Genomic DNA, 26,944 nt, shown 5'->3' with positions numbered 1-26,944 from the left:
GCGGCGCGCGGGCGGACCCGCGGCCACGGGGTGGACACGTGGCGAAACCCACAGCCTGTGGACAACCGATCGGCGCCGGACCGAGATAGCGTTAACATGACGAGAAATCGTCCGGTACCCAGAGCGGACTGGAACGGGAAGGCCGCCGTCGCGTGAGTACAGTCCACCAGCCAGACCTCAAGGACCGCCCCGCGCGGCTCACCGTCGGCGTCGTCGGCGCCGGTCGCGTGGGCCCCGCGCTCGCCGCGTCCCTCCAGCTCGCCGGGCACCGCCCGGTGGCCGTCTCCGGTGTCTCCGACACCTCCCGGCGGCGTGCCGAGACCATGCTCCCGGACGTGCCGCTGGTGCCGCCCGCCGAGGTCCTGACCCGCGCCGACCTGGTGCTGCTCACCGTCCCCGACGACGTCCTGCCCGGCCTGGTCACCGGCCTCGCCGAGACCGGCGCGGTACGGCCCGGACAGCTGCTCGTGCACACCTCCGGCCGGTACGGCACGGGGGTCCTCGACCCCGCCCTGCGCGCGGGCGCGCTGCCGCTGGCCCTGCACCCGGCGATGACCTTCACCGGCACCCCCGTGGACGTCCAGCGCCTCGCCGGCTGCTCCTTCGGCGTCACCGCGCCCGAAGAACTGCGCCTCGCCGCCGAGGCCCTCGTCATCGAGATGGGCGGCGAGCCCGAGTGGATCAGCGAGCAGAACCGCCCGCTCTACCACGCGGCCCTCGCGCTCGGCGCCAACCACCTGGTGACCCTGGTCGCCCAGTCGATGGAGCTGCTGCGCACGGCGGGCGTGGCGGCGCCCGACCGGATGCTCGGCCCGCTGCTCGGCGCCGCCCTGGACAACGCGCTGCGCTCGGGCGACGCGGCGCTCACCGGGCCGGTCGCGCGCGGGGACGCCGGCACGGTCGCCGCGCACATCACCGAGCTGCGCAAGCACGCCCCGCAGACCGTCGCGGGCTACGTCGCGATGGCCCGCGCGACCGCCGACCGGGCGCTCGCGCACGGCCTGCTGAAGCCCGAACTCGCCGAGGACCTGCTCGGCGTGCTGGCCGACGGGGCCGGCGGCACGAACGGCACTCACGGCACCGAGGGGAACGACCGATGACCACCGCCCTGCTGAGCACCGCCGACGAGCTGCACGCACGCGTGCGCAACGGCCGCCGTGCCGTCGTGATGACCATGGGCGCCCTGCACGAGGGCCACGCCACCCTGATCCGCAGCGCGCGCGAGATCGCGGGACCGGACGGCGAGGTCGTCGTCACCATCTTCGTCAACCCGCTGCAGTTCGGCGCGGGCGAGGACCTGGACCGCTATCCGCGCACTCTCGAAGCCGATCTGAAGATCGCCGAACAGGCCGGTGCGGACGCCGTGTTCGCGCCCTCCGTGGACGAGGTCTACCCCGGCGGCGCCCCCCAGGTCCGCATCACCGCGGGCCCCATGGGCGAGCGGCTGGAGGGCGCCTCGCGGCCCGGGCACTTCGACGGCATGCTCACCGTCGTCGCCAAGCTGCTGCACCTCACTCGCCCCGACGTGGCCCTGTTCGGGCAGAAGGACGCCCAGCAGCTGGCCCTGATCCGGCGCATGGTGCGGGACCTGAACTTCGGTGTCGAGATCGTCGCCGTACCGACCGTGCGCGAGGCGGACGGGCTCGCCCTGTCCAGCCGCAACCGCTACCTCTCGCCGGAGGAGCGGCTGACCGCGCTCGCGCTGTCCCGCGCTCTGTTCGCGGGCCGCGACCGGCACGCCGCTCAGGAGGCGCTGCGCGCGCGTGCCCGCGAGGTGCCCTCCACGCACGCGCGTGCAGAGGCGCTGAGCGCCCTCGGGGAGTCACGTGCGGCCGCCGACGCGCACGCGGTCGCCACGGCGTCCCCCGGCGGCCCGGCGGCCGTCCGCGCGGCCGCCCGCCAGGTGCTGGACGAGGCCGTCCGCTTCGCCCCGCCGCTCGAACTGGACTACCTGGCCCTCGTCGACCCTTCCGACTTCACCGAGATCGGCGACGGCTTCACCGGCGAGGCCGTTCTCGCCGTCGCCGCGCGGGTCGGTACGACCCGCCTGATCGACAACCTTCCTCTCACCTTCGGAACCCTCGGAGTCGCCTCGTGACCAGCACAGGCACCAGCACCGGCACCACCACCGGCATACGACTGCACGCGCCCGCCCCGGGCTGGGCCATCTCCGCGGACGTGGTCGTCGTCGGCTCCGGAGTGGCCGGCCTGACCGCGGCCCTGCGCTGCCAGGCCGCGGGGCTGACGACCGTCGTCGTCACCAAGGCCCGCCTGGACGACGGCTCCACCCGCTGGGCGCAGGGCGGCATCGCCGCGGCCCTCGGCGAGGGCGACACGCCCGAGCAGCACCTCGAGGACACCCTGGTGGCGGGCGCGGGCCTGTGCGACGAGGAGGCCGTACGGATCCTCGTCACCGAGGGCCCCGGCGCGGTACGGCGGCTCATCGACACCGGCGCGATCTTCGACGAGGCCTCTGAAGGAGGACTGGACCTCACCCGCGAGGGCGGCCACCACCGGCGCCGGATCGCGCACGCGGGCGGCGACGCGACCGGCGCGGAGGTCTCCCGGGCGCTCGTGGAGGCCGTACGCGCGCGTGGGCTGCACACCATCGAGAACGCGCTCGTGCTGGACCTGCTGACCGACGCCGACGGCCGTACGGCCGGTGTCACGCTGCACGTGATGGGCGAGGGCCAGCACGACGGCGTGGGCGCCGTGCACGCCCCCGCGGTGGTCCTCGCGACCGGCGGCATGGGCCAGGTCTTCTCCGCGACCACCAACCCCTCGGTGTCGACCGGCGACGGCGTGGCGCTGGCGCTGCGCGCGGGCGCCGAGGTCTCAGACCTGGAGTTCGTGCAGTTCCACCCGACCGTGCTGTTCCTCGGCCCGGACGCGGAGGGCCAGCAGCCGCTGGTCTCCGAGGCGGTGCGCGGCGAGGGCGCCCACCTGGTCGACGGCGACGGCGTGCGCTTCATGGTCGGGCAGCACGAGCTGGCCGAGCTGGCGCCGCGGGACATCGTCGCCAAGGGCATCCTGCGGCGGATGCTGGAGCAGGGCGCCGAGCACATGTTCCTCGACGCCCGGCACTTCGGGACCGAGATGTGGGAGCACCGCTTCCCGACGATCCTGGCCGCGTGCCGCGCCAACGGCATCGACCCGCTCACCGAACCCATCCCGATCGCCCCGGCCGCCCATTACGCCTCCGGAGGCGTCCGCACCGACGCCCGGGGCCGTACGACCGTGCCGGGCCTGTACGCGTGCGGGGAGGTCGCCTGCACCGGCGTGCACGGCGCCAACCGGCTCGCCTCCAACAGCCTCCTCGAAGGGCTCGTCTACGCCGAGCGGATCGCCGCCGACATCGCGGCGGCCCGTGCGGAGGACGGCCTCCACGCGCGCGTGCCCGCGCCGGTCCCGCACCCCGAGAAGCCCGCGCACCCGCTGCTCGCCCCCGAGACCCGCTTCGCCATCCAGCGGATCATGACCGAGGGCGCCGGCGTGCTGCGCGCCGAGGAGTCCCTCGCCCGCGCCGCCGAACAGCTCCAGCAGCTGCACACGGACGCCCGTGACGCCCTCGAGGAGCAGGGCAAGACGGCCGAGCCCGGCGTCGACACCTGGGAGGCCACCAACCTCCTGTGCGTCGCCCGCGTCCTGGTCGCCGCCGCGCGGCTGCGCGAGGAGACCCGCGGCTGCCACTGGCGCGAGGACAGCGCCGAGCGCGACGACAGCCACTGGCGGCGCCACATCGTCGTACGGCTCAATCCGGACCGGTCGCTGGCCGTACGCACCACGGACACCGCAGACTTCCCCCCTACCCGGTAACACCCCAGCGCCCAGGAGCAGTGACGAACGTGAGCACCGACGATCTTCCCCTCGCCCCCACCGGCGGTTGCGGCGACGGCTGCGGCTGCGGCGCCGAGGGCGACGAGGAGTACCTGGAGAGCGGGCTCGACCCCGCGCTCGCCGAGCTGCTGGCCGCCGCCGGGCTCGACCCGATCGAGGTCGAGGACATCGCCAACGTGGCCATCCAGGAGGACCTGGACGGCGGCGTGGACGTGACGACGGTCTCCACCATCCCCGAGGAGGCGGTGGCCACCGGCGACTTCACCGCGCGCGAGGCGGGCGTCGTGGCGGGCCTCAGGGTCGCCGAGGCCGTGCTGTCCGTGGTCTGCACGGACGAGTTCGAGGTCGAGCGGCACGTCGAGGACGGCGATCGGGTCGAGGCCGGGCAGAAGCTGCTGTCGGTCACCACGCGCACGCGTGACCTGCTGACCGCCGAGCGCAGCGCGCTGAACCTCCTGTGCCGCCTGTCCGGCATCGCGACCGCCACGCGCGCGTGGTCGGACGTGCTGGAGGGCACCAAGACGCGCGTGCGCGACACCCGCAAGACCACCCCGGGCCTGCGCTCGCTGGAGAAGTTCGCCGTCCGCTGCGGCGGCGGCGTCAACCACCGCATGTCGCTGTCCGACGCCGCCTTGGTGAAGGACAACCACGTGGTCGCCGCTGGTGGCGTCGCGCAGGCCTTCAAGGCCGTACGGGAGGCCTTCCCGGAGGTGCCGATCGAGGTCGAGGTCGACACCCTGCACCAGCTGCGCGAGGTCGTCGAGGCGGGCGCCGACCTGATCCTGCTGGACAACTTCACGCCCGACGAGTGCGCGGAGGCCGTCGGGATCGTCCACGGGCGGGCCCTGCTGGAGGCCTCCGGCCGGCTCACGCTCGACACCGCGCGCATCTACGCCGACACGGGCGTGGACTTCCTGGCCGTCGGCGCGCTCACCCACTCCTCGCCGATCCTGGACATCGGCCTGGACCTGCGCGAGGCGGAGTAACGGCGATGCTCCTCACGATCGACGTCGGCAACACGCACACCGTCCTCGGCCTGTTCGACGGCGAGGACATCGTCGAGCACTGGCGCATCTCCACGGACGCGCGCCGTACGGCGGACGAGCTGGCGGTGCTGCTCCAGGGACTGATGGGCATGCACCCGCTGCTCGGCGAGGAGCTGGGCGACGGCATCGACGGCATCGCGATCTGCGCGACCGTCCCGTCGGTGCTGCACGAGCTGCGCGAGGTCACCCGGCGCTACTACGGCGACGTCCCCGCCGTCCTGGTCGAGCCGGGCGTCAAAACGGGGGTGCCGATCCTCACCGACAACCCCAAGGAGGTCGGCGCGGACCGGATCATCAACGCGGTCGCCGCCGTCGAGCTGTACGGCGGCCCGGCGATCGTCGTCGACTTCGGTACGGCGACCACGTTCGACGCGATCTCCGCGCGCGGGGAGTACGTCGGCGGTGTCATCGCGCCCGGTATCGAGATCTCCGTGGAGGCGCTCGGCGTCAAGGGCGCGCAGCTGCGGAAGATCGAGGTGGCCCGGCCGCGCAGCGTGATCGGCAAGAACACGGTCGAGGCCATGCAGGCGGGCATCGTGTACGGCTTCGCCGGGCAGGTCGACGGGGTCGCCAGCCGGATGGCCCGGGAGCTGGCCGACGACCCGGACGACGTGCGGGTGATCGCCACGGGCGGGCTCGCGCCGATGGTGCTGGGGGAGTCCTCGGTGATCGACGAGCACCAGCCGTGGCTGACGCTGATCGGGCTGCGCCTGGTGTACGAGCGGAACGTGTCGCGTCTGTGAGGTGACCGTCGACCGGCGCCCGGGCGGGGCGCCGGTTCTTGGCCCCGGTCGAGGGAAACGGGAAGCGACACGCGGCGAAACAACATCCCGATTCGTCACTTTTGTCCGATTAGCGGTAGCGTCGCCGCATGCCCACGCCATACGGATCCCGCGGCGGCATGGCGTTCGGCGTGGAGGAGCTGCGTGTGCTCCGCCGCGCCCTCGCCCTCGCCCTTCACCCCGGCCACGCGTCCGCCGAGGACGTCCAGGACTGCTTCCGGCTCGCCGAGTCGCTCGACGAGGCGATGTGCGAGGGGGCGAGACTGCGCGCGTTCCTGGTGGCGGACCTCGGCCGGTACCGGGCCGCGCTCCCGGGAACCGCCGCCGGTTATCTGTCCCTCCTGGAGGAGGCGCTGGGAGCCGGGCACCGGCCGACGCCGGACGATCTTGCCGCACTGCGGGCGCTGCGCGGCAACCCGCTGGCGGCCGCGCTGCTGGACCGCTGCCAGGCGCTGGCGGAGCAGGACGTACGGGCCCGGTTCGCGCAGGGCGCCAGGACCGTCCCCGCCCCCGCCGTACCGCCCTCACGGACGCGCCTGCTGGCCCTTCCCGGCGGCGCAGGGGAGCCCCGGGCGGCACAGGGCGGGGAGTCGCCGAAACCCGCGCAGAAACCGGCGACGAAGCCCGCGCCGACGCCTACGCCGACGAAGCGGCCCGCCACGGAGCCGGACGCGCCGAAGCGGCCCATCCCGACGCCGGGCGAGGTCTTCCCGCGCCGCAAGCCGACGCCTCCGGAGGACCCGGCCGAGCCCCGCCGGCTGGCCGTCGGCTGACTGACCTCGTGTGACCGGAGGGGTGCCGTGCAGGTCGGGACAGGTGCCGGCCGCTTCGTGCACCCCGCGGCTTTTGCCCGTTGCGTCGTGGCTACTCTGGAGCCATGGACTACGTCTCCGCGCTCGTGCCCCCGGTCGTGATGGCCGTGTTCTTCATCGGTGTGGTCAGGGTGATCGTGAAGACCCAGGGCGGTGCCGCCAAGGCCAAGGAGGACGCGGCCGTCGACGCCGCCCTCGCGCGCGCCGAGGGTGCGCGCCAGGCCTCCGCCGGCCGCGATTCCTGAGGCGTGCTTTTGAGCTGAACTCGCCGGGGCGGCGGAGTGCCGAGACGCCTTCGCCCGCCCTTTTTGTTCGCATTCGCAGAGTTGGCGCACGTTCGGCACGCCATTGCCGGGATCTCCCACTATTGTTCTGAGCTGTGCCTCGCCCATTGGGAGAACTCGAAGACGCGGTCATGACGCGGGTGTGGAAGTGGAACCGCCCGGTGACCGTTCGAGAAGTCCTGGAAGACCTCCAGCAGGAACGCTCGATCGCGTACACCACCGTGATGACCGTTTTGGACAATCTCCATCAGAAGGGCTGGGTCCGCCGCGAGGCGGAAGGGCGGGCCTATCGATATGAGGCCGTCTCGACGCGAGCCGCGTACGCCGCCGCCCTCATGAACGACGCCTGGTCGCAGAGCGACAACCCGGCCGCCGCTCTCGTCGCCTTCTTCGGGATGATGAGCGAGGAACAGCGCCAGGCCCTCCGGGACGCCGTACGCATCGTCCAGGGCCCGGAAACCCCGGAAGCCCCCGAACCGCGGCAACGGGAAGCCCCGCAAGAGGAGAACCCCGGCTCGGCAGAGGGCGCGGACGGGCGATAGCGTCCGCTCATGTCAGCAGAGCGTCCCGAAGTCTCCGCAAAAGCCATCACCGTCCGGCGCGCCCGGACCAGCGATGTCGCCGCCGTACGCCGCCTCCTCGACGCCTACGTCCGAGACCGCATCCTGCTCGACAAAGCCACGGTCACGCTTTACGAGGACATCCAGGAGTTCTGGGTCGCGGAACGCGACGACAACGCCGAGGTGGTCGGCTGCGGCGCGCTGCACGTCATGTGGGAGGACCTCGCGGAAGTCCGCACTCTCGCGGTGAAGCCGGGCCTCAAGGGCGCCGGCGTCGGCCATCAGTTGCTGGAGAAGTTGCTGCAGACCGCGCGCTGGCTCGGCGTTCGCCGGGTTTTCTGCCTCACCTTCGAAGTGGACTTCTTCGGGAAGCACGGCTTCGTGGAGATCGGGGAGACACCGGTCGACACCGATGTGTACGCGGAGCTGTTGCGTTCCTATGACGAGGGCGTCGCGGAGTTCCTCGGTCTCGAACGAGTGAAACCGAACACCCTGGGCAACAGCCGGATGCTTCTGCATCTGTGATCGTCATTGCCCCGGTGCCCTATGTCCGAAACGCGCATGTTTCCGGACGGAGGGAGTCCGCTCGTCCTCTCCCAGGGGTTTGTGTTTTTCCGGCAAAAGCGGTTTGCTTTCCGACGTACTGCAGTACTGCATATAACAGGGGCGGCGAAACGGCGGACGCCGCACACTCCCCTGGCCCACGACGTTATCGATGAAAGGAAATCCGGTGGCACAGAAGGTTCAGGTCCTTCTTGTCGACGACCTCGACGGCGGCGAGGCGGACGAGACCGTGACGTTCGCGTTGGACGGCAAGACGTACGAGATCGATCTCACGACCACCAATGCGGACAAGCTGCGGGGGCTTCTCGAGCCCTATGTGAAGGGCGGTCGTCGTACCGGAGGCCGTGCGTCGGGCGGACGCGGAAAGGCGCGCGCCGCTTCCGGTGGCAACCAGGACACCGCGGCGATCCGCGCCTGGGCGAAGGAGAACGGTTTCGAGGTCAACGACCGCGGCCGTGTTCCCGCCTCCATTCGCGAGGCCTATGAGAAGGCCAACGGCTGATTCCGCCGGCAGGCGGTCGGCAGCCCGGCGCCCAGGCGCCGCAGCCGGACCCGGTGACACTGCGCTGCCACCGTGTCCACGAGTCGCACGAGATCGGGGGCGCTCCTCTCGCGCCCCACAGCCGGCAACGCCGGCAGCGAGGCCTCGACCTCGCGTCCAGCCCCGGGGGGCCGCAGCCATACGGCGGCCCCCTGCACGGATTGCACGGACCGCACGGACCCGGCCCGCATCGTGACGCCTGCGGCGAGGACCGCCGGTCCGGTGACGGTCGCCGGCGGGACCGGCGCCTCCATCGCGCGGCCCGTGCCCAGGACCCGCAGGTCGAGGGCTACGGCGCTCCACTCCAGCCAGTCCAGCAGCCCCGGCAGCTCCTCCGCGCTGCCCACGGCCACCAGCAGCTCCATCCGGTCGCCCCGAAGGGCCACCGGAGAGCCCGGCGCGAGATGCCGGAGCGCCCCCGCGCCCGCCTCGGCCGGCACGTCCAGGACGTCGAACCGCACCCCGGTGAGCAGCCGCAGCGGCCGTCCGGGCACTGTCGCCCAGCCCAGATCGTTCTCGTACCAGTGCCGGGCCCGCGTATCCGGGCCGGCCGGAAGATGACAGGTGTCCGGTACGTCCGGATCCGACGGGCGACGGGGAAGGGGGACCATTGAAGTCGCAGGGACCGAGCCAGCCATGCCAAGCGCAACAGCCGAAGCAAGCATCGGGTTACGCCGAGTGCCGCGCTGATTGCGTAGAGTGCCGGAAAGGGGGGCGCGCGGGGGTGCGGGGAGGCGCAAGGTTGTTCGCCCATAGCGGAGGGAACCGGCGCGCGCGGCATGGAGTGTCAGTGCCTGCGGGTAAGACATGCCTAGTGGGAGGGGGCGACACGCAGCACCGGGCGTCTCACGTTCGCCATCGGCGTACTGGCGAAGGGGATAAGTGCCTGGCCTGCGGGAACATCGTCTCGCACCATCGGGTTGGAGCAGATGTCGGCGTTCGGGGTCAGGAGGCCATCGACGGTGTCGGCAGTTGGAATGAGCGGTCCCCGCTTGCGGGACTAAGCTGCGGAAGGACAGGGAGGGGAAGTTCCCCCCACTGCCTGACCGCTCTGAGGAGCGATTAACGATGTTCGAGAGGTTCACCGACCGCGCGCGGCGGGTTGTCGTCCTGGCTCAGGAAGAAGCCCGGATGCTCAACCACAACTACATCGGCACCGAGCACATCCTCCTGGGTCTCATCCACGAGGGCGAAGGTGTCGCCGCTAAGGCCCTGGAGAGCCTCGGCATTTCGCTTGAGGCGGTCCGCCAGCAGGTGGAGGAGATCATCGGCCAGGGCCAGCAGGCCCCGTCCGGGCACATCCCCTTCACTCCCCGTGCCAAGAAGGTCCTGGAGCTGTCGCTCCGCGAGGCTCTTCAGCTGGGCCACAACTACATCGGCACGGAGCACATCCTGCTCGGCCTGATCCGTGAGGGCGAGGGCGTCGCCGCCCAGGTCCTGGTCAAGCTGGGCGCAGATCTCAACCGGGTGCGGCAGCAGGTCATCCAGCTGCTCTCCGGCTACCAGGGCAAGGAGACCGCCGCCGCCGGCGGCCCGGCCGAGGGCACGCCCTCGACCTCCCTCGTCCTGGACCAGTTCGGCCGGAACCTCACCCAGGCCGCTCGTGAGTCCAAGCTCGACCCGGTCATCGGGCGCGAGAAGGAGATCGAGCGGGTCATGCAGGTGCTGTCCCGCCGTACGAAGAACAACCCGGTCCTGATCGGTGAGCCCGGCGTCGGCAAGACCGCCGTCGTCGAGGGTCTCGCCCAGGCCATCGTCAAGGGCGAGGTGCCCGAGACGCTCAAGGACAAGCACCTCTACACGCTGGACCTCGGCGCCCTGGTCGCCGGCTCCCGCTACCGCGGTGACTTCGAGGAGCGCCTGAAGAAGGTGCTCAAGGAGATCCGCACCCGCGGCGACATCATCCTGTTCATCGACGAGCTGCACACGCTGGTCGGTGCGGGTGCCGCCGAGGGCGCCATCGACGCGGCTTCCATCCTGAAGCCGATGCTGGCCCGCGGCGAGCTGCAGACCATCGGTGCGACCACGCTGGACGAGTACCGCAAGCACCTGGAGAAGGACGCGGCCCTGGAGCGCCGCTTCCAGCCCATCCAGGTCGCCGAGCCGTCCCTGCCGCACACGATCGAGATCCTCAAGGGTCTGCGTGACCGGTACGAGGCGCACCACCGCGTCTCCATCACGGACGAGGCCCTGGTCCAGGCCGCCACCCTGGCCGACCGCTACATCTCGGACCGCTTCCTGCCCGACAAGGCGATCGACCTGATCGACGAGGCGGGCTCCCGGATGCGCATCCGCCGGATGACCGCTCCGCCGGACCTGCGCGAGTTCGACGAGAAGATCGCCGCCGTCCGCCGGGACAAGGAGTCCGCGATCGACTCGCAGGACTTCGAGAAGGCCGCCTCCCTCCGCGACAAGGAGAAGCAGCTCCTGGCCGCCAAGGCCAAGCGGGAGAAGGAGTGGAAGGCCGGCGACATGGACGTCGTCGCCGAGGTCGACGGCGAGCTGATCGCCGAGGTCCTCGCGACGGCCACCGGCATCCCGGTCTTCAAGCTGACCGAGGAGGAGTCCTCCCGCCTGCTCCGCATGGAGGAGGAACTGCACAAGCGGGTCATCGGCCAGAACGACGCCGTCAAGGCGCTGTCGAAGGCGATCCGCCGTACGCGTGCGGGCCTGAAGGACCCGAAGCGTCCGGGTGGTTCATTCATCTTCGCCGGCCCGTCCGGTGTGGGTAAGACCGAGCTGTCCAAGGCGCTCGCCGAGTTCCTCTTCGGTGACGAGGACGCGCTGATCTCCCTCGACATGTCGGAGTTCAGCGAGAAGCACACGGTCTCGCGTCTCTTCGGTTCGCCCCCCGGTTACGTGGGCTACGAAGAGGGCGGTCAGCTCACCGAGAAGGTGCGCCGCAAGCCGTTCTCGGTCGTCCTCTTCGACGAGGTCGAGAAGGCCCACCCGGACATCTTCAACTCGCTGCTGCAGATCCTGGAGGACGGTCGCCTGACCGACTCCCAGGGCCGGGTCGTGGACTTCAAGAACACGGTCATCATCATGACGACCAACCTCGGCACCCGGGACATCTCCAAGGGCTTCAACCTCGGCTTCGCCGCCGCGGGTGACACGAAGACCAACTACGAGCGCATGAAGAACAAGGTGTCGGACGAGCTCAAGCAGCACTTCCGCCCCGAGTTCCTCAACCGCGTCGACGACGTGGTCGTCTTCCCGCAGCTGACGCAGTCGGACATCCTGCGGATCGTCGACCTGATGATCAGCAAGGTGGACGAGCGCCTGAAGGACCGGGACATGGGCATCGAGCTCTCCCAGTCCGCCAAGGAGCTGCTGTCCAAGAAGGGTTACGACCCCGTGCTGGGCGCCCGGCCGCTGCGCCGCACGATCCAGCGTGAGATCGAGGACTCGCTGTCGGAGAAGATCCTCTTCGGCGAGCTGCGCCCCGGTCACATCGTGGTCGTGGACACCGAGGGCGACGGCGACACCGCCACCTTCACCTTCCGCGGCGAGGAGAAGGCGGCCCTGCCCGACGTCCCGCCGATCGAGCAGGCCGCCGGTGGCGCCGGACCGAACCTGAGCAAGGACGCGTAAGCGTCCTGTCGACGGGCCCAGCGAAAGGGGCCGGTGCTTTCGGGCACCGGCCCCTTTCGCATGCCCGCAAGAAGCCGTTGCCTACGACAACTGCCCGTTGTAGTCCGGCAGTTTGAAGGTCTTCTCGGCGTGGCCGCCGGAGAGGTCCGTGGCGCTGTTGCCGATGTTGGCGATGATCGTGTAGCCCTTGTTCTCGATGTCGACGCGCTGGGCGGTCTTGTAGGCGGCGACGTCCTTGAAGAGGTCGAACAGGCCGCGGACGTAGAGGCCGGAGACGTCGTAGCCGTCGTATGCGAGGTTGTACTCGGTGGGCAGGTAGATGATGCCCGGGCGGGCCGTGACGAAGAACAGCGAGACGCTGTGCTCCTGGGCGTACTTGGCGACGTTCAGAACGGGCTTGTTGGCCGGCTGCGGGTAGCTGAAGCCGAAGTCGGTCTCCAGCGTGGTGTTGTCGATGTCGAAGACGATCGCCTGCTTCTCGCCCGGTTCGGCGTCGGCGATGCGTTCCTTCAGGTACGGCAGGGCCTGGTCCATCACCGTCTGGCAGTCCTTCTGCCAGGTGGCGTAGTCGACCTTCGCGGCGGACGCGGTGGTCGCGGAGGCGTCCGTGCCGCTCGTGGTCGCGGCCTGGGCCGGGGCGGCCAGGGCGGCCAGGGCGGCTGCGGAGACGGCGGTCGCGGAGATGCGGTGCGCCCAGGGGCGTCTGGTCATCGGTGGGGGTTCCTCTCACGTCCGTACGTGCGTCCGTACGCGTCCTGAAATGTCAGGAGCATGATCTGAGGTGTGGGTGGCGTGAGGGGAACCGTAGGGTTACTGGACGGTAGGTGCCTAGAGATGTGCGTCACATTTGCTTGATCCTGGCTTCGGGGGTCGCGTCGGCGGCCGAGTCACTGCTTGCCGCAGGCGTGCTCGTGCGCCTGTGTGACCAGGTCCAGGGCGACCTCGAGAACGGCCTCGCGCTTCTTCGCGGGGTCGCCTTCCAGGTCCTGCATCACGAACATCCCGGCGTGCAGCGTGAACATCGCGCTGACCGAGCGCACCTGGTCCACGAGGTCGGCCTGCGGGTCGATGAGGATGTCCCTGAGGCCGCGCATCCGGTCCTTGAAGGTCTCGCCGATGCGCAGTTCCCGCACCGTCGCCTGGTTCTCCTGCATGAAGCGGAAGAGCGGTTCGGCGCCGGCCAGGGCCGCGCTGTAGCGCCGGACGATCTCCTGCTTCGTCGGCAGGGTGCGTGGCTGGCTGCGGCCCCACTCGATCAGGTCCTCGATCGGTTTCGCCAGGTCCTCGAAGACGCTGACGATGATCTCTTCCTTCGTCTTGAAGTGGTAGTACAGGGCCGCCTTCGTGACGTCGAGACGCTCGGCGATCTCGCGCAGGGAAGTCTTCTCGTAGCCCTGCTCCGCGAAGAGTTCGAGCGCCACGTCCTGGATGCGCTGGCGGGTGTTGCCGCGGCGCTGCTGTTTGGTGCCGTCCATGGTGACGCCCATCCTCGTACTCCTCGCGCTCGAGCGGAAACTTACTTGACGCCCGGCTAGTAACGGGGCTACTTTCCCAGTGTAGTGAACTAGCCGGGCGGCAAGTAAGTAGCTGCCGCAGGGGGAGTGGGAAGAGATGGCGGACACGGTCGAAAACGTCACGGAAAGCAAACAGCCGAAGAGCGTGCGGGTGGTCCTGCTCGCGCTCATGATCGCGATGATGCTCGCGATGCTCGACAACATGATCGTGGGTACGGCGATGCCGACGATCGTGGGCGAACTGGGCGGCCTGGAGCACCTGTCCTGGGTGGTCACCGGCTACACCCTGGCCACTGCGGCCTCCACCCCGATCTGGGGCAAGCTCGGTGACATGTACGGGCGCAAGGGGTCCTTCCTGACCTCGATCGTGATCTTCCTGGTCGGCTCGGCGCTCAGTGGCATGGCCCAGAACATGGGCGAACTCATCGGCTTCCGGGCCGTGCAGGGGCTCGGCGCCGGCGGTCTGATGGTCGGCGTCATGGCGATCATCGGCGACCTGATCCCGCCGCGGGAGCGCGGCAAGTACACCGGCATGATGGCCGGCGTCATGGCGCTCGCGATGATCGGCGGCCCGCTGGTCGGCGGCACCATCACCGACAACTGGGGCTGGCGCTGGTCCTTCTACATCAACCTGCCGCTCGGTGCCGTGGCCCTGGCGCTGGTCAGCGCCGTGCTGCACCTGCCGAAGAAGCGGGCCAAGGCGCGCATCGACTACTGGGGTGTCCTGCTGCTGACCGTGGGCATCACCTCGATCGTGCTGGTCACCACCTGGGGCGGCACCGAGTACGCCTGGACCTCCGCGCGGATCATGGAGTTGATCGGTATCGGCGTCGCCGCACTGATCGGGTTCGTGTTCTGGCAGACCAGGGCCGCCGAGCCGGTCGTACCGCTGCACATGTTCCGCAGCCGCAACTTCACCCTGATGTCCGTCATCGGCTTCATCACCGGCTTCGTGATGTTCGGCGCCACGCTCTACCTGCCGCTGTACCAGCAGTCGGTGCAGGGCGCCTCCGCCACCAACTCCGGTCTGCTGCTCCTGCCGATGCTCGGCGCGATGCTCGTGACCTCGATGGTCGCGGGCCGGGTCACCACCAACAGCGGCCGCTACAAGGTCTTCCCGATCATCGGCGGTGCGCTGATGATCGTCGGACTGTATCTGCTGTCGCTGATGGACACGGGTACGACCCGATTCACCTCCGGTGTCTACATGGCCGTGCTGGGCCTGGGCATGGGCTGCCTGATGCAGATCACCATGCTGGTGGCGCAGAACAGCGTGGAGATGAAGGACATGGGCGTCGCGTCCTCGTCCACGACCCTGTTCCGTACGCTCGGCTCCTCCTTCGGTGTGGCCATCATGGGCGCGCTGTTCAACAACCGCGTCCAGCACGTCATGGCCGAGCGGGCCGGCGCGCGGGGCAAGCACATGACCGAGAAGTCCGCCGCGTTGGACGCGAAGCACCTCAACATGCTGCCTGCGCCGATCAAGGCCGCGTACCAGCACGCGGTGTCCGCCGGTACGCACTCGGCGTTCCTGCTGGGCGCGGGGATCGCGGTGATCGTGCTGATCGCGGCGCTGTTCGTGAAGGAGGTGCCGCTCAAGGGCGGGCAGCCTTCGGCGGAGCGCGGCGAGGACGTGGCTCCGGTGCAGGTCGTCGAGGCCGTCTGAGTCTCGCCTGAACTGAAGACCCCGGGTTTGCTGTCCGCCCCCGGGGTCTTCTTCTTTGCTGGTCAGGGCCGTTGTCAGTGCCCCGTGTCACCATCGGCTGCATGGACAAGGTACGGCGGCTGCGTCTGGCCAAGGACGCCATGGACCGGGACTGGGCGGACCCCGGTCTCGATCTGGACGCCGTGGCGGCGTGCGCCGGGTACTCGCGGTATCACTTCCTGCGGGCCTTCAAGGACGTCTACGGCGAGACGCCCGGCCAGTATCTGACCCACCGCCGGATCGAGCGGGCCGAGGAGATGCTGCGCTGTGCCAACCTCACCGTGACCGAGATCTGCACACTGGTCGGCTTCAGCAGCCTCGGCACGTTCTGCGCCCGCTTCAAGACCCGCACCGGCCTCACCCCGAGCGAGTACCGCGCGCGGCACGTGGGGCGGGGGGCCTCTCTCATCCCCGGGTGCTACGCCATGCTCTGGGCCGGCGGATTCAGCACCGCAAGATCGGAGAAGCGCCCCGGCGCCGGCCCTGCCTACGGTGACGGGAGCGAATCCACCGACAGGAGAGCAGAACCATGATCAAGGGGCTTGCCATCACGACCGTCTGGGTCCTCGACCAGGACCGGGCCAAGGAGTTCTACACCCAGAAGCTGGGCCTCGAGGTCCGTACGGACATGACCATGGGGGACGGCGGCATGCGCTGGCTCACCGTCGGCGCCCCCGGCCAGCCCGACGTGGAGCTGACGCTCATGGTGCCGGGGCCGCCCGCGATGGACCCCGAGTCCGCGGAGATGATGCGGAAGCTCGTCGCGAAGGGGGCGCTCGGCGCGGGTGTGCTGGCCACCGACGACATCCACGGCGACTACAAGAAGCTCAAGGACCGCGGGGTGGAGTTCCTTCAGGAACCCCAGGAGCGGCCCTACGGCACCGAGGCCCTGTTCCGGGACGACTCCGGCAACTGGTTCTCGTTCACCCAGCGGCGGGAGGGAGGCCTGGACCTGGAGCGGGACTGGGCTTGCTGAGTACCTGACGGCTCGGGGGCTTTTCAGCCGACAGCGGCGACAGGCTCAGGCCGCTCCCCCCGACAACGGCAGCATCGGATAGCTGCCCGTGGCGGTCGGCGCGTGTTCCGGTAGCCACAGGACTGCCACCGCGCCCTCCGCCGGGATGCCGGTGGGGGTTCCGGCGGGGCGTACGTTGCGGAAGGTCAGGCGGGCGCCGAGGACCCGCGCCTGGCCCGCCGCGATGGTCAGGCCCAGCCCGTGGCCCGTACCGGCGCGGTCCTTGCTGCCGGTGCGGAAGCGGCTCGGGCCCTCGGCGAGCAGTTCCTCGGGGAAGCCGGGGCCGTGGTCGCGGACCCGGATGACCCGGCCCTCGACGGTCACCTGGATCGGCGGTCTGCCGTGCCGGGCGGCGTTGGCGAGCAGGTTGAACAGCACCCGCTCCAGACGGCGCGGGTCGGTGGTGACCTCCGACTCGTGCACCACCCGTACCTCGATCTCCGGGTCCTTGGCGGCCACGCGTCGGGCGACGAACTCGCCGAGCATGATGTCCTGCAGCTCCGCCCGCTCCGAGGCGCCGTCGAGACGGGCCACCTCCAGGACGTCCTCCACGAGCGTGCGCATCGCCTTCGCCCGGTCCAGGACCAGTTCCGTAGGACGGCCGGGGGGCAGCAGTTCGGCGGCCGTGAGCAGGCCCGTCACGGGGGTGCGCAGCTCGTGCGCGATGTCGGCGGTCACCCGCCGCTCGGCCTCAAGACGCTGCTGCAGCGCGTCCGCCATGGCGTCCACCGCGCGCGCGAGATCGTCGGTCTCGTCCCGTACGACCCCGCCGATGGCCTCCCGCACCCGGACGTCGGTCTCGCCCTTGGCGACCTGGTTCGCGGCGACCACCGCCTTGCGCAGCCGCCGGGACAGCTGCCCGCCGATCAGCACGCCGAGCGCGCTGCCGCAGAACACGACCGCGACGGAGCCGATGACCACTGCCTGGTCGAGGTCCTTCATGACGTCGGTGGAACGGTCCGGCATATGGCTGTGCAGGGACAGCACACGCCCGTCCTTGGTCGGCACGGCCGACCAGATGTCCGGCACTCCGCCCCGGTCGATGACGTCGCTGGCCTTGCGGCCCTCCGCGACCTTGTCACGCAGCGCGTCCGGCAGCTCGGGATCGTCGAGCTTGATGTTCGGGAAGTTCACCCGCCGGTTCTGTTCGTAGTTGCGCTGCGCGATCTGGACGCGCTCGTTGGCCAGGTCGCGCGCGTTGTCGAGCATCGAGACCCGGGCCGCGTTGTGCACGACCAGGCTCAGCACGATCGCGACCAGCCCGGCCACCAGCGCGATCGCGGCGCTGAGCTTCCATCTGAGCCCGGTGTGCAGGCCCGCGCGCTCCAAGCGCCGGACCGGGTACCAGAGAATCCCCCGCATGCCGCCCCGCTCAGGCCTTCAACTTGTAGCCGAAGCCGCGGACGGTCTCGATGCGGTCCTGGCCGATCTTCTGACGCAGCCGCTGCACGTGCACGTCGACGACCCGGGTGTCCCCGCCCCAGCCGTAGTCCCAGACGCGCTCCAGTAGCTTGTCGCGGGAGAGCACGGTGCCCGGCGCGGAGGAGAACTCCAGCAGCAGCCGCATCTCGGTCGGGGTGAGCGCGACCGGCTGCCCGGCCCGGCGCACCTCCATGCCCTCGGTGTCGATCTCCAGGTCGCCGAAGGTGAGCGCCCCGCCGGTCATCGCGTCGGCGTCGGACTCGGCCTGGTTGCTGCCCCCGGCGTGCCCGAAGCGGCGCAGCACCGCCCGGATCCGCGCGACCAGCACGGCGCCGTCGAACGGCTTGGTCACATAGTCGTCGGCGCCCGCCTCCAGGCCGAGGACGACGTCGATGGAGTCGGCGCGGGCCGACAGCATGATCACCGGAACGGTCGACTCGTCCCGGATACGACGGCACAGGCTGACCCCGTCCAGGCCGGGGACCATGACGTCCAGCAGGGCGATGTCGGGGCGGTTCGCCCGGAACGCCTCCAGACCCGACAGCCCGTCGGGCATGGCGGTGACCACGAAGCCGTCCCGCTCGAGGGCCAGCTGGGTGGCCTCGCGGATGACGTCGTCGTCCTCGACGAACAGGACGTGGGTCTGGTCTGCCATCCCGGTGCTCTCAGTCCTCGTGTGTGTGGGGGTCAGTTGTCCGTCGCGGTCGCCGCGTCGCCGCCGGTCTTGCTGTAGTAGGTGTCATGCCGGTACTGCTCGGTGAACCGGCCCGCCTTCCACCTGTACGTGATCACGGTTTCCCGGGACGGGTTCGACACCTGGTCGTCCGTGTCGTACACCTGCTTGGTCACGGTCAGGTCGGTGCCGTCGATCTCCGAGACGACCGGCGAGTCCTCCGCCTTGAACACATTCTTGTACGTCCCCCCGACATCCCGGTACACGTACGTGCCGATGCCCACCCAGTCACCGCAGACCCACACGTTCACCAGGACGTCGTTGACGGATCCGCCGGTCAGGTCGCCGTAGGTGGCCTCGACGGGGTAGTCGTCGCCGCTGCACGGCTTCAGCTCCCGCTTCACCGCCGCGGAGACCGCCGGGTCCTTCTTGAGCAGGGAGACCGCGTCCACGCGCCGGTAGCGGCTGGTCGGGCTGGGGCTGGGGGAGGCGACGGCTCCCGCGGCCGCCGACGCGTGTGCCGGGCCCTCGTCCCGGGTGCCGGTACCCCCCGTGCCGCACGCGGTGACGAAAAGGGCGAGGGCGGCGAGCGCGGCCACCGCCGCGATCACCGCCTGCGTATTCCCTCGGGTCCCCGCGGACCCGGCCCCGGTCAGGCCGCGCAACGCTCCCGCTCCTCACGCTCCAGCGCGCGTGCGTCCAGATCGCGGGCCTCCAGCTCCTCGCGGAGCCGGGCGAGCGCCCGGTGCAGCGTGCTCTTGACCGTACCGGCCGACATGCCGAGGGCCGCGGCGGTCTCCTCCGTGGACATCTGCTCCCAGTGTCGCAGCACCACGACGCTTCGCTGCTTCGGCGCGAGAACCTTCATGACATCCATCAGCAGGGCCCGGTCGGCGTGCTGCTCGGTGGAGTCGTCCACGGACGCGTCCGGCAGCTGCTCGGTCGGGACCTCCTCCAGCTTGCGCGCCCGCCACCACTCCGTACGGGTGTTGATCATGACGCGGCGCAGATAGGCGTCGGCGAGCCGCTTGTCGGCGATGCCCTCCCAGCGGCCGTACGTGCGCACCAGCGCCGTCTGCAGCAGGTCCTGGGCGTCGACCGGGTCCGGAACAAGCCGGCGCGCGCTGCGCAGCAGCGCGTCCTGCCGAGTACGGACGTACTCCTCGAACTCGAGCACCTCGCCCTGGGCCATGATCAACCGCCTCCGTTCCCCGTTCACTCCGGCTCACTGCCTGGAGTCCTGCTGTCCCGTGCCCGGTGGTCCGCCGGGCATGGAAAAGAAGTTAGGGACTGGTTGTCACGGCGCTGTCCGAACCAGCCTGCGGCTAGCAATCGGCTATCCGTCGGTTGTGTAACGGAAGGAGGAAAGGGGTAAGAGGCTTGTCCGGTATGTCCCTTTGCGGGGGCCTTTGTCGGGTGATGGGGGCCGTAACAGAGGGGCCTGCGTTGTGACTTGGCTGTCCGTCAGCTGTGCGGCAGCCGATACAGGCCGCCCGGCAGCGGCTCCACCAGACCGTCCGCGACGAGCCCGTCGAGCGCGCGGGCGCGCTGCACCGGCTCTTGCCACACCCGGTCCAGTGCCGCCTGCGGCACCGGCGCGTGCGCCTCCCGCAACACCGCCAGCAGCTTGCCGCGCACCTGCCGGTCCGTACCGGCGTACGCCTGCCCGCGGCGGGGCGGCCCCGCGTGCTCCGGCTTGCCGGCCAGCCGCCAGGCGCACTGTGTGGCGATCGGGCAGCGCCCGCACCCCTCGTTCTTCGCCGTGCACACCAGCGCGCCCAGCTCCATGGAGGCCGCCGCCCAGCGCGCGGCCGTCCGCTCGTCCTCGGGCAACAGCTCGCGGGCGAGCCTGCGCTCGGCGGCCGTGGTCGCGTTCGGCGGGTACTGCACCCCCGTCACCGCCCGCGCGAAGACCCGGCGCACGTTCGTGTCCAGCACCGGGTGCCGCTGCCCGTAGGCGAAGGAGGCCACCGCGGCGGCCGTGTACTCGCCGATGCCGGGGAGTGCCAGCAGCTGTGCGTGATCCGTCGGTACGTCCCCGCCGTGCCGTTCCGCTATGGCGACCGCGGCGCCGTGCAGCCGCAGCGCCCGGCGCGGGTAGCCGAGCCGGCCCCAGGCGCGCACCGCCTCGCCCGGCACCTCCTTCGCCAGGTCCGCGGGGCGCGGCCAGCGGGCCAGCCACTCCTCGTAGACCGGCAGCACGCGGTTGACCGGGGTCTGCTGGAGCATGAACTCGCTGACCATCACACCCCACGGGCCCGCCTCCGGGCGGCGCCAGGGGAGGTCGCGGGCGTGGGCGTCGAACCAGGCGATCACGGGGGTGTGCAGCTTCTCAGTCATGGCCTTCCGATCCTCCCACGGGTCGGCATCCATGACGGGTGACGGCACGGTCACCGAGCGTGATGAAGGTGAAGGACCCGGGGTGTTACGGCAGTTGCCGGAATGATGATCCGGAAAAGTTGACGCTGGCGCGGCGGGTGGGGCAAGCAAGCACGGGGATGTCTCGTACAGTTTGCGCCGTGGGATCTCTGCGCAATCCGGTCGGGCCGCTTCCCTCCTCCATCTACTGGCGAAGGAGGGCCGTACTGCTGTCGCTGGTCGCCCTGTTGGCGCTGCTGATCGCGTGGATCGCCACCGCCGGCGACGGAGGCGGCAAACGGAACGCCGGCGGGTCCAACGGCAAGAATCCCGCGCAAACGATCACGCCGGGGCCGTCCTCGTCCGGGCCCGCGATCAGTCAACACCCGGGTGGGCGCGGCGATTCGGGCGGCGACTCCAGTGGGGGCGATGCCGGATCGGGTGGCGGCAGCGGATCGGACACCGGCTCCTCCGGGTCCGGTGACGGCTCGGGCGGCGGCTCCGGTTCGGGCTCCGGCGGCGGCAACGTCGGTACGGGCGACACGCTCCCGGCGTCCTCCTCGCTGCCCAACTGCACCACCGGCGCGGTGACGTTGAGCCTGCGGAGCCTGCGCAACTCCTATTCGCCGGACCAGACGCCGACCTTCGAACTCACCGCGAAGAGCGGCTCGCCCGCTGACTGCAAGGTCGATCTCGGGCCGCGGAACGCGGTGTTGACCATCACGCCGGCGGACGGAAGCGACGCGTTCTGGTCGTCGGCCGACTGTCCGCAGGGCGCGGGCAGCCTGGTGTTCCGGGTGCCGGCGGGGCAGAGCATCACCTACACCGTGAAGTGGGACCGCAAGCCGAGTGCTCCGCGGTGCGCGACGCCGACTGCCGGGTCGGCCAAGCCCGGGACGTATCTGCTGGAGGCGAAGACACCGGGGTTCGGGAAGGTTCAGGCGTCCTTCGTCCTGTCGGCCGACTGAGCCGGGCCTCTGCGGGCTCTCCAAGGCGGTCGGCAAAGAGGCGCCCCCGGCCTCGACGAGGCCGGGGGCGTCCCTTCTGGAGTGCGGTGCGAACCGTGGTTCAGCTCCAGCGCTGGACCGGGTAGCCCTCGTCGGACGCGGTTCGGATCTCCCCGGTGGTCAACTCCTCGAGGACGCGCCCGGTGGCCTTGTCCTTCAGCCGCCAGCCGGAGGAGTCGTGGCTCTCGTACCACTTTTGGTAGTTGCCACCGTTGCAGCTGAGGAGGTACACGTCACCGTTGCCGTTGCTGTCGAGGCACTTCCCGCTCAGGTGGTGCTTCATGACGTAGCTGCCGTCGGACTGCTTGTACTCGTCCCACTTCAGGGGCGGGCTCTGGCTGGGGTCTGCGTTGATCGTACGGACCCGGTAGTTGATGTACGTCAGATACTTGCCGCTGTAGTTGTTCCTCCAGGTCACGGGGTTGCCGGCGGCGAACGCCTGCCCCGTGCCCGCAAGGACCAGCGCCGGGGCGAGGACTGCCGTCGCGGCGAACGTGCCGACGAGGCGTTTCTTCATGCTTTCCCCCTGCAGTTCGAAATCCAAATCGAACAATGGTCGGCGTCACGCTATCTCGGGCTGATCACCGCATGCAAGGTCAATTGGATCAACTGGGGGGAGTTGCCAACCAGTTGGTGCGCATGGCCCCGAACTCAGACGTACCGCTCCAGAATGGAGGACTCGGCCAGGCGCGACAGACCCTCCCGCACGCTCCGGGCCCGGGCCTCGCCCACCCCGTCCACGGTCTGCAGGTCGTCCACGCTGGCGGCGAGAAGCTTCTGCAGCCCCCCGAAATGCTCCACGAGGCGGTCGATGATCGCGCCCGGGAGGCGTGGAACCTTCGCCAGCAGCCGGAAGCCCCGCGGGGAGACCGCGGAGTCGAGGGTCTCGGGCGACCCGGTGTAGCCCAGCGCACGCGCCACCGTGCCGAGCTCCAACAGCTCCGCATGGGTCAGCGCGTCCAGCTCGGACAGCGCCTCCTCGACCGTACGGGAGCGTTTCGCCGTCGGCTCGGGCACGTAGTCCCGGACGACCAGCTCGCGGTCCGGCTCGACCCCGGCGATCAACTCCTCCAGCTGGAGCGCGAGAAGGCGGCCATCCGTGCCCAGTTCGACCACATATTCCGCGATTTCGGTGGCGATGCGCCGGACCATCTCCAGACGCTGCGCGACGGCGGACACGTCCCGCACCGTCACCAGGTCCTCGATCTCCAGCGCCGAGAGGGTGCCGGCCACCTCGTCCAGGCGGAGCTTGTACCGCTCCAGCGTGGCCAGCGCCTGGTTCGCGCGGGACAGGATCGCCGCCGAGTCCTCCAGGACGCGCCGCTGACCGTCGACGTAGAGGGCGATCAGGCGCATCGACTGGGAGACCGAGACGACCGGGAAGCCGACCTGCTTGCTCACCCGGTCCGCCGTACGGTGCCGGGTGCCCGTCTCCTCCGTCGGGATCGTCGCGTCCGGCACGAACTGCACGCCCGCCCGCAGGATCTTCGACAGGTCCGACGACAGCACGATGCCGCCGTCCAGCTTGCACAGCTCCCGCAGCCGGGTCGCGGTGAACTCCACGTCCAGGACGAACCCGCCCGTGCACATCGCCTCGACCGTCTTGTCGGAGCCGAGGACGATGAGCCCGCCGGTGTTGCCGCGCAGGACACGCTCGAGGCCGTCGCGCAGGGCCGTGCCCGGAGCCACGGCGCTCAGCGAGGCGCGCATCAGGCCATCGGAACCGGCACTCCCACCGATTTTTCCGGGAGCTGCTGCCCGGTCGTTGGCTGCCACTGCACTCCTCCGGTCGCAGGTTCTGACGCGCTCCCGTACCCGCACTCGGTTCGTACGGACGGGCGAGACCTGGGCAAAGTCTACCGGCGCTCCTCCGCCTCCCGTGGGGCCTCTCGGCGACGGGAGCGCGGCAGCACCCGCAGGGCGTCCCCCATGTCGGCGACTTCCAGGACCTTCATCCCGGGCGGCACCTTGCCCGGATCGGTCGGCACGAGCGCGTGCGTGAAGCCCAGCCGGTGCGCCTCGGTGAGCCTGCGCTGCACGCCCGTGACCCGTCTCACCTCGCCCGCGAGGCCCACCTCGCCGATGGCCACCAGATTCTTCGGCAGCGGGGTGTCGCTGGCGGCGGAAGCCAGCGCGAGGGCGATCGCCAGGTCGGCGGCCGGTTCGGACAGCTTCACGCCGCCGACCGTCGCGGAGTAGATGTCCCGCTTGCCGAGCGCGCTGATCCGGCCGCGCTGCTCCAGCACCGCGAGCATCATCGACACCCGGGAGGTCTCCAGGCCCGAGGTCGTACGGCGCGGGGAGGGGATCTGGGAGTCCACGGTCAGCGCCTGCACCTCGGCCACCAGCGGGCGGCGGCCCTCCAGGGTGACGGTCAGGCAGGTGCCCGGGACCGGCTCGTCCCGACGGGTCAGGAAGAGGCCGCTCGGGTCGGCGAGGCCGGTGATCCCCTCGTCGTGCAGTTCGAAGCAGCCGACCTCGTCCGTGGCGCCGTAGCGGTTCTTCACGCCGCGCACCAGGCGCAGGCGCGCGTGCCGGTCGCCCTCGAAGTGCAGGACGACGTCCACGAGGTGCTCGAGGAGCCGGGGGCCCGCGATCGCCCCGTCCTTCGTGACGTGGCCCACCAGGAGCGTGGACATCCCGCGCTCCTTGGACGCCCGGATGAGGGCGCCCGCCACCTCCCTGACCTGGGCCATGCCGCCGGGCGCGCCCTCGATCTCCGGGGAGGCGACCGTCTGCACCGAGTCGAGGATCAGCAGGGACGGCTTCACCTCGTCCAAGTGGCCGAGGACGGCGGACAGATCGGTCTCGGCGGCGAGATACAGCTCCTCGTGGAGGGCACCGATGCGGTCGGCGCGCAGCCGCACCTGGCTCGCCGACTCCTCACCGGTGACATACAGGGTGCGGTGCTCGGAGCTCGCGGACTTGGCGGCCACGTCCAGCAGCAGCGTGGACTTGCCGACGCCGGGCTCGCCCGCGAGCAGCACGACCGCGCCGGGCACCAGACCGCCGCCGAGCACCCGGTCCAGCTCGGGCACGCCGGTCGTGCGGGCGGTGGCCTGCCGCCCGTCGACCTGCCCGATGGGCAGCGCGGATGTCGTCACGCGGCCCGGAGTCGTCGTACGGACCGCGGGCGCGCCGTACTCCTCCACCGTGCCCCATGCCTGACACTCGGGGCAGCGGCCGAGCCACTTGGCCGTCTGCCAGCCGCACTCGGTGCAGCGGTAGGACGGGCGGTCCTTGGTGGTCTTGGTACGGGCAGCCATGCGGAAAACCGTAGCCCGCGGCACTGACAATCGGCCCCCGGGCCGCCGGACGGCCCTCCGGGGCGGCGAGTGGGTGAACCGGTATCGGCCACCACCCACCGGGATCGAGCCACGGAACAAAGGGTTCCTGTCCCCTTATGAGGGATCGTTTCACCCGTACGGATTAAAAGTGCTCAAGGCGCGGGAAGGGGCCCTCCACCGCCGCCTACGGTCGCACGGGTGATGAGCAGCAGTCCGCAGACCACCACCCGCACCAGCGGCGCGCACAGGGCGCACCGCGAGGCGCGTGAAGCGCACGACGCGCGGGAGAAACGCGACCGCACCGCCACCCGCACCCTCACCCAGCGGCCACCGGCGCGCTACGAACCGTACCTGGACGGACTGTTCACCTACTGTCTGTCGGTGCTGTGCGACCACGACACCGCCACCGCCGCCCTCGGCGACGTCCTCGCCCTGGCCGAGCGGCGCGGACAGCGCGCCCCCGACGCCGCCGGCGACCGCAGGGCCTGGCTGTACGCGCTGGCCCGCTGGGCGTGTCTGCGCAAGCTGGCCGAGGCCAAGCAGAAACGTCAGGCCACCCACGCCGCGGGCCGTTCCGGTGCCGGGAAACCGGCCGGGCCCCAGGTGCCCGATCCGCCGGTCGCCCCGGAGGCGCAGGAGCAGCGGCGCCGCGAACTGGCCCTGCTGGCCTGGCCGGAGGCGGCCGGTACGACCCCGGAGCAGCGCGAGGCCCTGGAGCTGGCCGTCCGCCACCACCTGGCCGCGCACGAGGTCGCCGCCGTCCTCGGCATGGAACCCGCCGCCGCGCGCGAACTGCTCGCCACGGCCGCCTGCGAGGTCGAGCGCACCCGGGCGGCCCTCGCCGTCGTCGAGACCGGCGGCTGCCCGAGCGTGTCCCACCTCACGGGGGACAGCCGGCTGGTCCTCAGTACGGCCCTGCGCCGCGAGCTGGTCCGGCACGTCGACGACTGCCCGCGCTGCCGCCGCACCGCCGAGCGCGCCGTCCCCGGCCACTGGCCCGGCGCCACGGTCACCCCGGCCGAGCTGCCGGTCCTGGAGGCCCCCCGCGCGGCCCTTCACATGGCCCTGGCCCACCCTTCACGCGCGCGTGGCGCGGCTGCCCCCCGCTTCGACCGGCGTGGCTTCCCGATGGACCCCAAGGACCGCGCGGCCCGCCGCGACCGGCTACGCGCGCGTGCGGTGACGACGACGGTCGTCGCCACCGTGGTGGCCGCACCCGTCCTGGCGCTGTGGGCCGCCTACCGGGGCGCCCCGGCGACGGACGGGGACGGCCCCTCCGCCACCGCGCACGAGGCACAGGGCCCCGACGCCCTCGGCAGCGACCCGGCCGGCGGCTACGAGAACGCCGGGAACGCCAGCGCGAAGCCCGGCGCGCACATGGGCCAGGACGGCAAGGCGGACGTCTCCGTGGAGGTCGTCAGCGTCACCGGAGTGGGCAGGAACGGCACCGGGCAGCTCGACGTCAGCGCCGCGAACGACGGCGACACCACGCTGATCACCCTCACCGCCTCGGGTTCCGCCCCGGTCCGCTGGTCCGCGTCCGTCTCGGCGCCCTGGCTCTACCTCAGCCAGTCCTCGGGAACCCTCGCCCCCGGCGACACGTTGACGATCAGGGTGTACGTCGACCACCTCCGCGAACCGTCCGGCCTCTGGCACGCGCAGGTGGCGGTGTCCCCGGCCGGCGCGGTGGTCTCCATCGACGGCTACGGCACGGCCCCCACCCACCACCCCACGCCCACATCACCACCGTCCGACTCCACCCCCACCCCCACCCCACCGACCACACCCCCCACGAACCCACCTTCCACCCCACCATCCACACCGCCCCCCACTTCGACCCCCACCCCGACGGACCCGACTCCACCGGAGTCCCCGACCCCCACGCCTACGCCGGCACAGTCCGACGGCGGTACACCCAGTCCGTCTGGGGGGTAGGGGAAGGG

General features: G+C 70.8%; 27 protein-coding genes. 16 read left to right on the top strand and 11 right to left on the bottom strand.

What is annotated here, in order from left to right; genetic code table 11:
- The first annotated feature begins 152 nt into the window (after positions 1-152).
- The 10 genes from ACWC0C_RS28935 to ACWC0C_RS28890 all read left to right on the top strand — a co-directional run bounded on the left by ACWC0C_RS28935 (position 153) and on the right by ACWC0C_RS28890 (position 8,387).
- A complete protein-coding gene (locus ACWC0C_RS28935) occupies positions 153-1,100 on the top strand; it encodes a Rossmann-like and DUF2520 domain-containing protein (protein WP_450866887.1) in 948 nt (315 codons plus the stop codon).
- Positions 1,097-2,098: a pantoate--beta-alanine ligase gene (panC, locus tag ACWC0C_RS28930; protein WP_449198618.1), complete on the top strand. Its 1,002-nt coding sequence runs from the start codon at positions 1,097-1,099 to the stop codon at positions 2,096-2,098. The genes ACWC0C_RS28935 and panC overlap by 4 nt, the downstream gene beginning before the upstream one ends.
- Positions 2,095-3,816: an L-aspartate oxidase gene (locus ACWC0C_RS28925; RefSeq protein WP_450866884.1), complete on the top strand. Its 1,722-nt coding sequence runs from the start codon at positions 2,095-2,097 to the stop codon at positions 3,814-3,816. Before panC ends, ACWC0C_RS28925 begins: the two co-directional genes overlap by 4 nt.
- A 29-nt stretch (positions 3,817-3,845) precedes the next feature.
- A complete protein-coding gene (gene nadC / locus ACWC0C_RS28920) occupies positions 3,846-4,823 on the top strand; it encodes a carboxylating nicotinate-nucleotide diphosphorylase (RefSeq protein WP_450866882.1) in 978 nt (325 codons plus the stop codon).
- Positions 4,824-4,828: 5 nt separating this feature from the next.
- Positions 4,829-5,626, top strand: coding sequence for a type III pantothenate kinase (locus tag ACWC0C_RS28915; RefSeq protein WP_449198621.1), 798 nt, complete (start codon positions 4,829-4,831; stop codon positions 5,624-5,626).
- Positions 5,627-5,784: 158 nt separating this feature from the next.
- Positions 5,785-6,438, top strand: a complete 654-nt coding sequence (locus tag ACWC0C_RS28910) for a hypothetical protein (protein ID WP_449198660.1) — start codon at positions 5,785-5,787, stop codon at positions 6,436-6,438.
- Between the two features lie 104 nt (positions 6,439-6,542).
- The gene (locus ACWC0C_RS28905; RefSeq protein ID WP_450866881.1) at positions 6,543-6,722 is read left to right on the top strand and encodes a hypothetical protein; all 180 of its coding nucleotides are present in this window, start codon (positions 6,543-6,545) and stop codon (positions 6,720-6,722) included.
- Positions 6,723-6,892: 170 nt separating this feature from the next.
- The gene (locus tag ACWC0C_RS28900; RefSeq protein ID WP_449198623.1) at positions 6,893-7,303 is read left to right on the top strand and encodes a BlaI/MecI/CopY family transcriptional regulator; all 411 of its coding nucleotides are present in this window, start codon (positions 6,893-6,895) and stop codon (positions 7,301-7,303) included.
- Between the two features lie 9 nt (positions 7,304-7,312).
- Positions 7,313-7,846 (top strand): amino-acid N-acetyltransferase, encoded by a 534-nt coding sequence (locus ACWC0C_RS28895; RefSeq protein WP_449198624.1) that lies wholly within the window; start codon positions 7,313-7,315, stop codon positions 7,844-7,846.
- Between the two features lie 205 nt (positions 7,847-8,051).
- A complete protein-coding gene (locus ACWC0C_RS28890) occupies positions 8,052-8,387 on the top strand; it encodes a histone-like nucleoid-structuring protein Lsr2 (protein WP_449198625.1) in 336 nt (111 codons plus the stop codon).
- Here ACWC0C_RS28890 and ACWC0C_RS28885 read toward each other — a convergent pair.
- Positions 8,366-9,037 (bottom strand): SCO3374 family protein, encoded by a 672-nt coding sequence (locus ACWC0C_RS28885; protein WP_450866879.1) that lies wholly within the window; start codon positions 9,035-9,037, stop codon positions 8,366-8,368. The genes ACWC0C_RS28890 and ACWC0C_RS28885 overlap by 22 nt on opposite strands.
- Positions 9,038-9,494: 457 nt before the next feature.
- Here ACWC0C_RS28885 and ACWC0C_RS28880 point away from each other — a divergent pair, with 457 nt between their 5' ends.
- On the top strand, positions 9,495-12,020 hold the full coding sequence (locus ACWC0C_RS28880) for an ATP-dependent Clp protease ATP-binding subunit (protein ID WP_450866878.1): 2,526 nt from the start codon (positions 9,495-9,497) through the stop codon (positions 12,018-12,020).
- An 81-nt stretch (positions 12,021-12,101) separates the two neighbouring features.
- On the opposite strand, the gene ACWC0C_RS28875 is transcribed toward ACWC0C_RS28880, so the two are convergent.
- A complete protein-coding gene (locus tag ACWC0C_RS28875) occupies positions 12,102-12,731 on the bottom strand; it encodes an HAD family acid phosphatase (protein ID WP_450866876.1) in 630 nt (209 codons plus the stop codon).
- A 176-nt stretch (positions 12,732-12,907) separates the two neighbouring features.
- A complete protein-coding gene (locus tag ACWC0C_RS28870; protein WP_450866874.1) occupies positions 12,908-13,507 on the bottom strand; it encodes a TetR/AcrR family transcriptional regulator in 600 nt (199 codons plus the stop codon).
- A gap of 124 nt (positions 13,508-13,631) precedes the next feature.
- On the opposite strand from ACWC0C_RS28870, the gene ACWC0C_RS28865 reads away from it, so the two are divergent.
- From ACWC0C_RS28865 to ACWC0C_RS28855, 3 genes are all read left to right on the top strand, one after another.
- Entirely contained in the window at positions 13,632-15,200 is a 1,569-nt protein-coding gene (locus ACWC0C_RS28865) for an MDR family MFS transporter (RefSeq protein ID WP_450866872.1), read from the top strand.
- A gap of 101 nt (positions 15,201-15,301) precedes the next feature.
- Complete coding sequence (locus ACWC0C_RS28860) at positions 15,302-15,772, top strand: helix-turn-helix transcriptional regulator (RefSeq protein ID WP_449198631.1); 471 nt, start codon at positions 15,302-15,304, stop codon at positions 15,770-15,772.
- Entirely contained in the window at positions 15,769-16,215 is a 447-nt protein-coding gene (locus ACWC0C_RS28855; RefSeq protein WP_449198632.1) for a VOC family protein, read from the top strand. The genes ACWC0C_RS28860 and ACWC0C_RS28855 overlap by 4 nt, the downstream gene beginning before the upstream one ends.
- A 45-nt stretch (positions 16,216-16,260) precedes the next feature.
- On the opposite strand, the gene cseC is transcribed toward ACWC0C_RS28855, so the two are convergent.
- From cseC to ACWC0C_RS28830, 5 genes are all read right to left on the bottom strand, one after another.
- Positions 16,261-17,616, bottom strand: coding sequence for a two-component system sensor histidine kinase CseC (gene cseC / locus ACWC0C_RS28850; RefSeq protein ID WP_449198633.1), 1,356 nt, complete (start codon positions 17,614-17,616; stop codon positions 16,261-16,263).
- 10 nt (positions 17,617-17,626) lie between these two features.
- A complete protein-coding gene (gene cseB, locus ACWC0C_RS28845; RefSeq protein ID WP_449198634.1) occupies positions 17,627-18,331 on the bottom strand; it encodes a two-component system response regulator CseB in 705 nt (234 codons plus the stop codon).
- 32 nt (positions 18,332-18,363) lie between these two features.
- Positions 18,364-18,960 carry a hypothetical protein gene (locus ACWC0C_RS28840; RefSeq protein ID WP_450866870.1) on the bottom strand — a complete coding sequence of 199 codons (597 nt, stop codon included), beginning with the start codon at positions 18,958-18,960 and terminating at the stop codon, positions 18,364-18,366.
- A 41-nt stretch (positions 18,961-19,001) separates the two neighbouring features.
- Positions 19,002-19,541, bottom strand: coding sequence for a SigE family RNA polymerase sigma factor (locus ACWC0C_RS28835; RefSeq protein ID WP_030751823.1), 540 nt, complete (start codon positions 19,539-19,541; stop codon positions 19,002-19,004).
- Between the two features lie 272 nt (positions 19,542-19,813).
- On the bottom strand, positions 19,814-20,689 hold the full coding sequence (locus tag ACWC0C_RS28830; protein WP_450866868.1) for an A/G-specific adenine glycosylase: 876 nt from the start codon (positions 20,687-20,689) through the stop codon (positions 19,814-19,816).
- Positions 20,690-20,868: 179 nt separating this feature from the next.
- On the opposite strand from ACWC0C_RS28830, the gene ACWC0C_RS28825 reads away from it, so the two are divergent.
- Positions 20,869-21,675, top strand: a complete 807-nt coding sequence (locus ACWC0C_RS28825; RefSeq protein ID WP_450867009.1) for a hypothetical protein — start codon at positions 20,869-20,871, stop codon at positions 21,673-21,675.
- A 100-nt stretch (positions 21,676-21,775) separates the two neighbouring features.
- Here the strand turns inward: ACWC0C_RS28825 and ACWC0C_RS28820 are convergent, their stop codons facing one another.
- The 3 genes from ACWC0C_RS28820 to radA form a co-directional block, all read right to left on the bottom strand.
- Positions 21,776-22,231 carry an RICIN domain-containing protein gene (locus ACWC0C_RS28820; protein ID WP_449198637.1) on the bottom strand — a complete coding sequence of 152 codons (456 nt, stop codon included), beginning with the start codon at positions 22,229-22,231 and terminating at the stop codon, positions 21,776-21,778.
- A 134-nt stretch (positions 22,232-22,365) separates the two neighbouring features.
- Entirely contained in the window at positions 22,366-23,490 is a 1,125-nt protein-coding gene (disA, locus tag ACWC0C_RS28815; protein ID WP_449198638.1) for a DNA integrity scanning diadenylate cyclase DisA, read from the bottom strand.
- A gap of 80 nt (positions 23,491-23,570) precedes the next feature.
- Entirely contained in the window at positions 23,571-24,980 is a 1,410-nt protein-coding gene (gene radA, locus ACWC0C_RS28810; protein ID WP_450866866.1) for a DNA repair protein RadA, read from the bottom strand.
- Positions 24,981-25,202: 222 nt separating this feature from the next.
- Between radA and ACWC0C_RS28805 the strand changes: the two genes are divergently transcribed.
- A complete protein-coding gene (locus ACWC0C_RS28805; protein ID WP_450866864.1) occupies positions 25,203-26,936 on the top strand; it encodes a BACON domain-containing protein in 1,734 nt (577 codons plus the stop codon).
- Positions 26,937-26,944 lie beyond the last annotated feature (8 nt).

Source organism: Streptomyces sp. NPDC001709 (genome assembly GCF_053596375.1).
The sequence above is the reverse complement of the archived record's forward strand: the minus strand, read 5'-3'. Positions and strand labels throughout refer to the sequence as shown.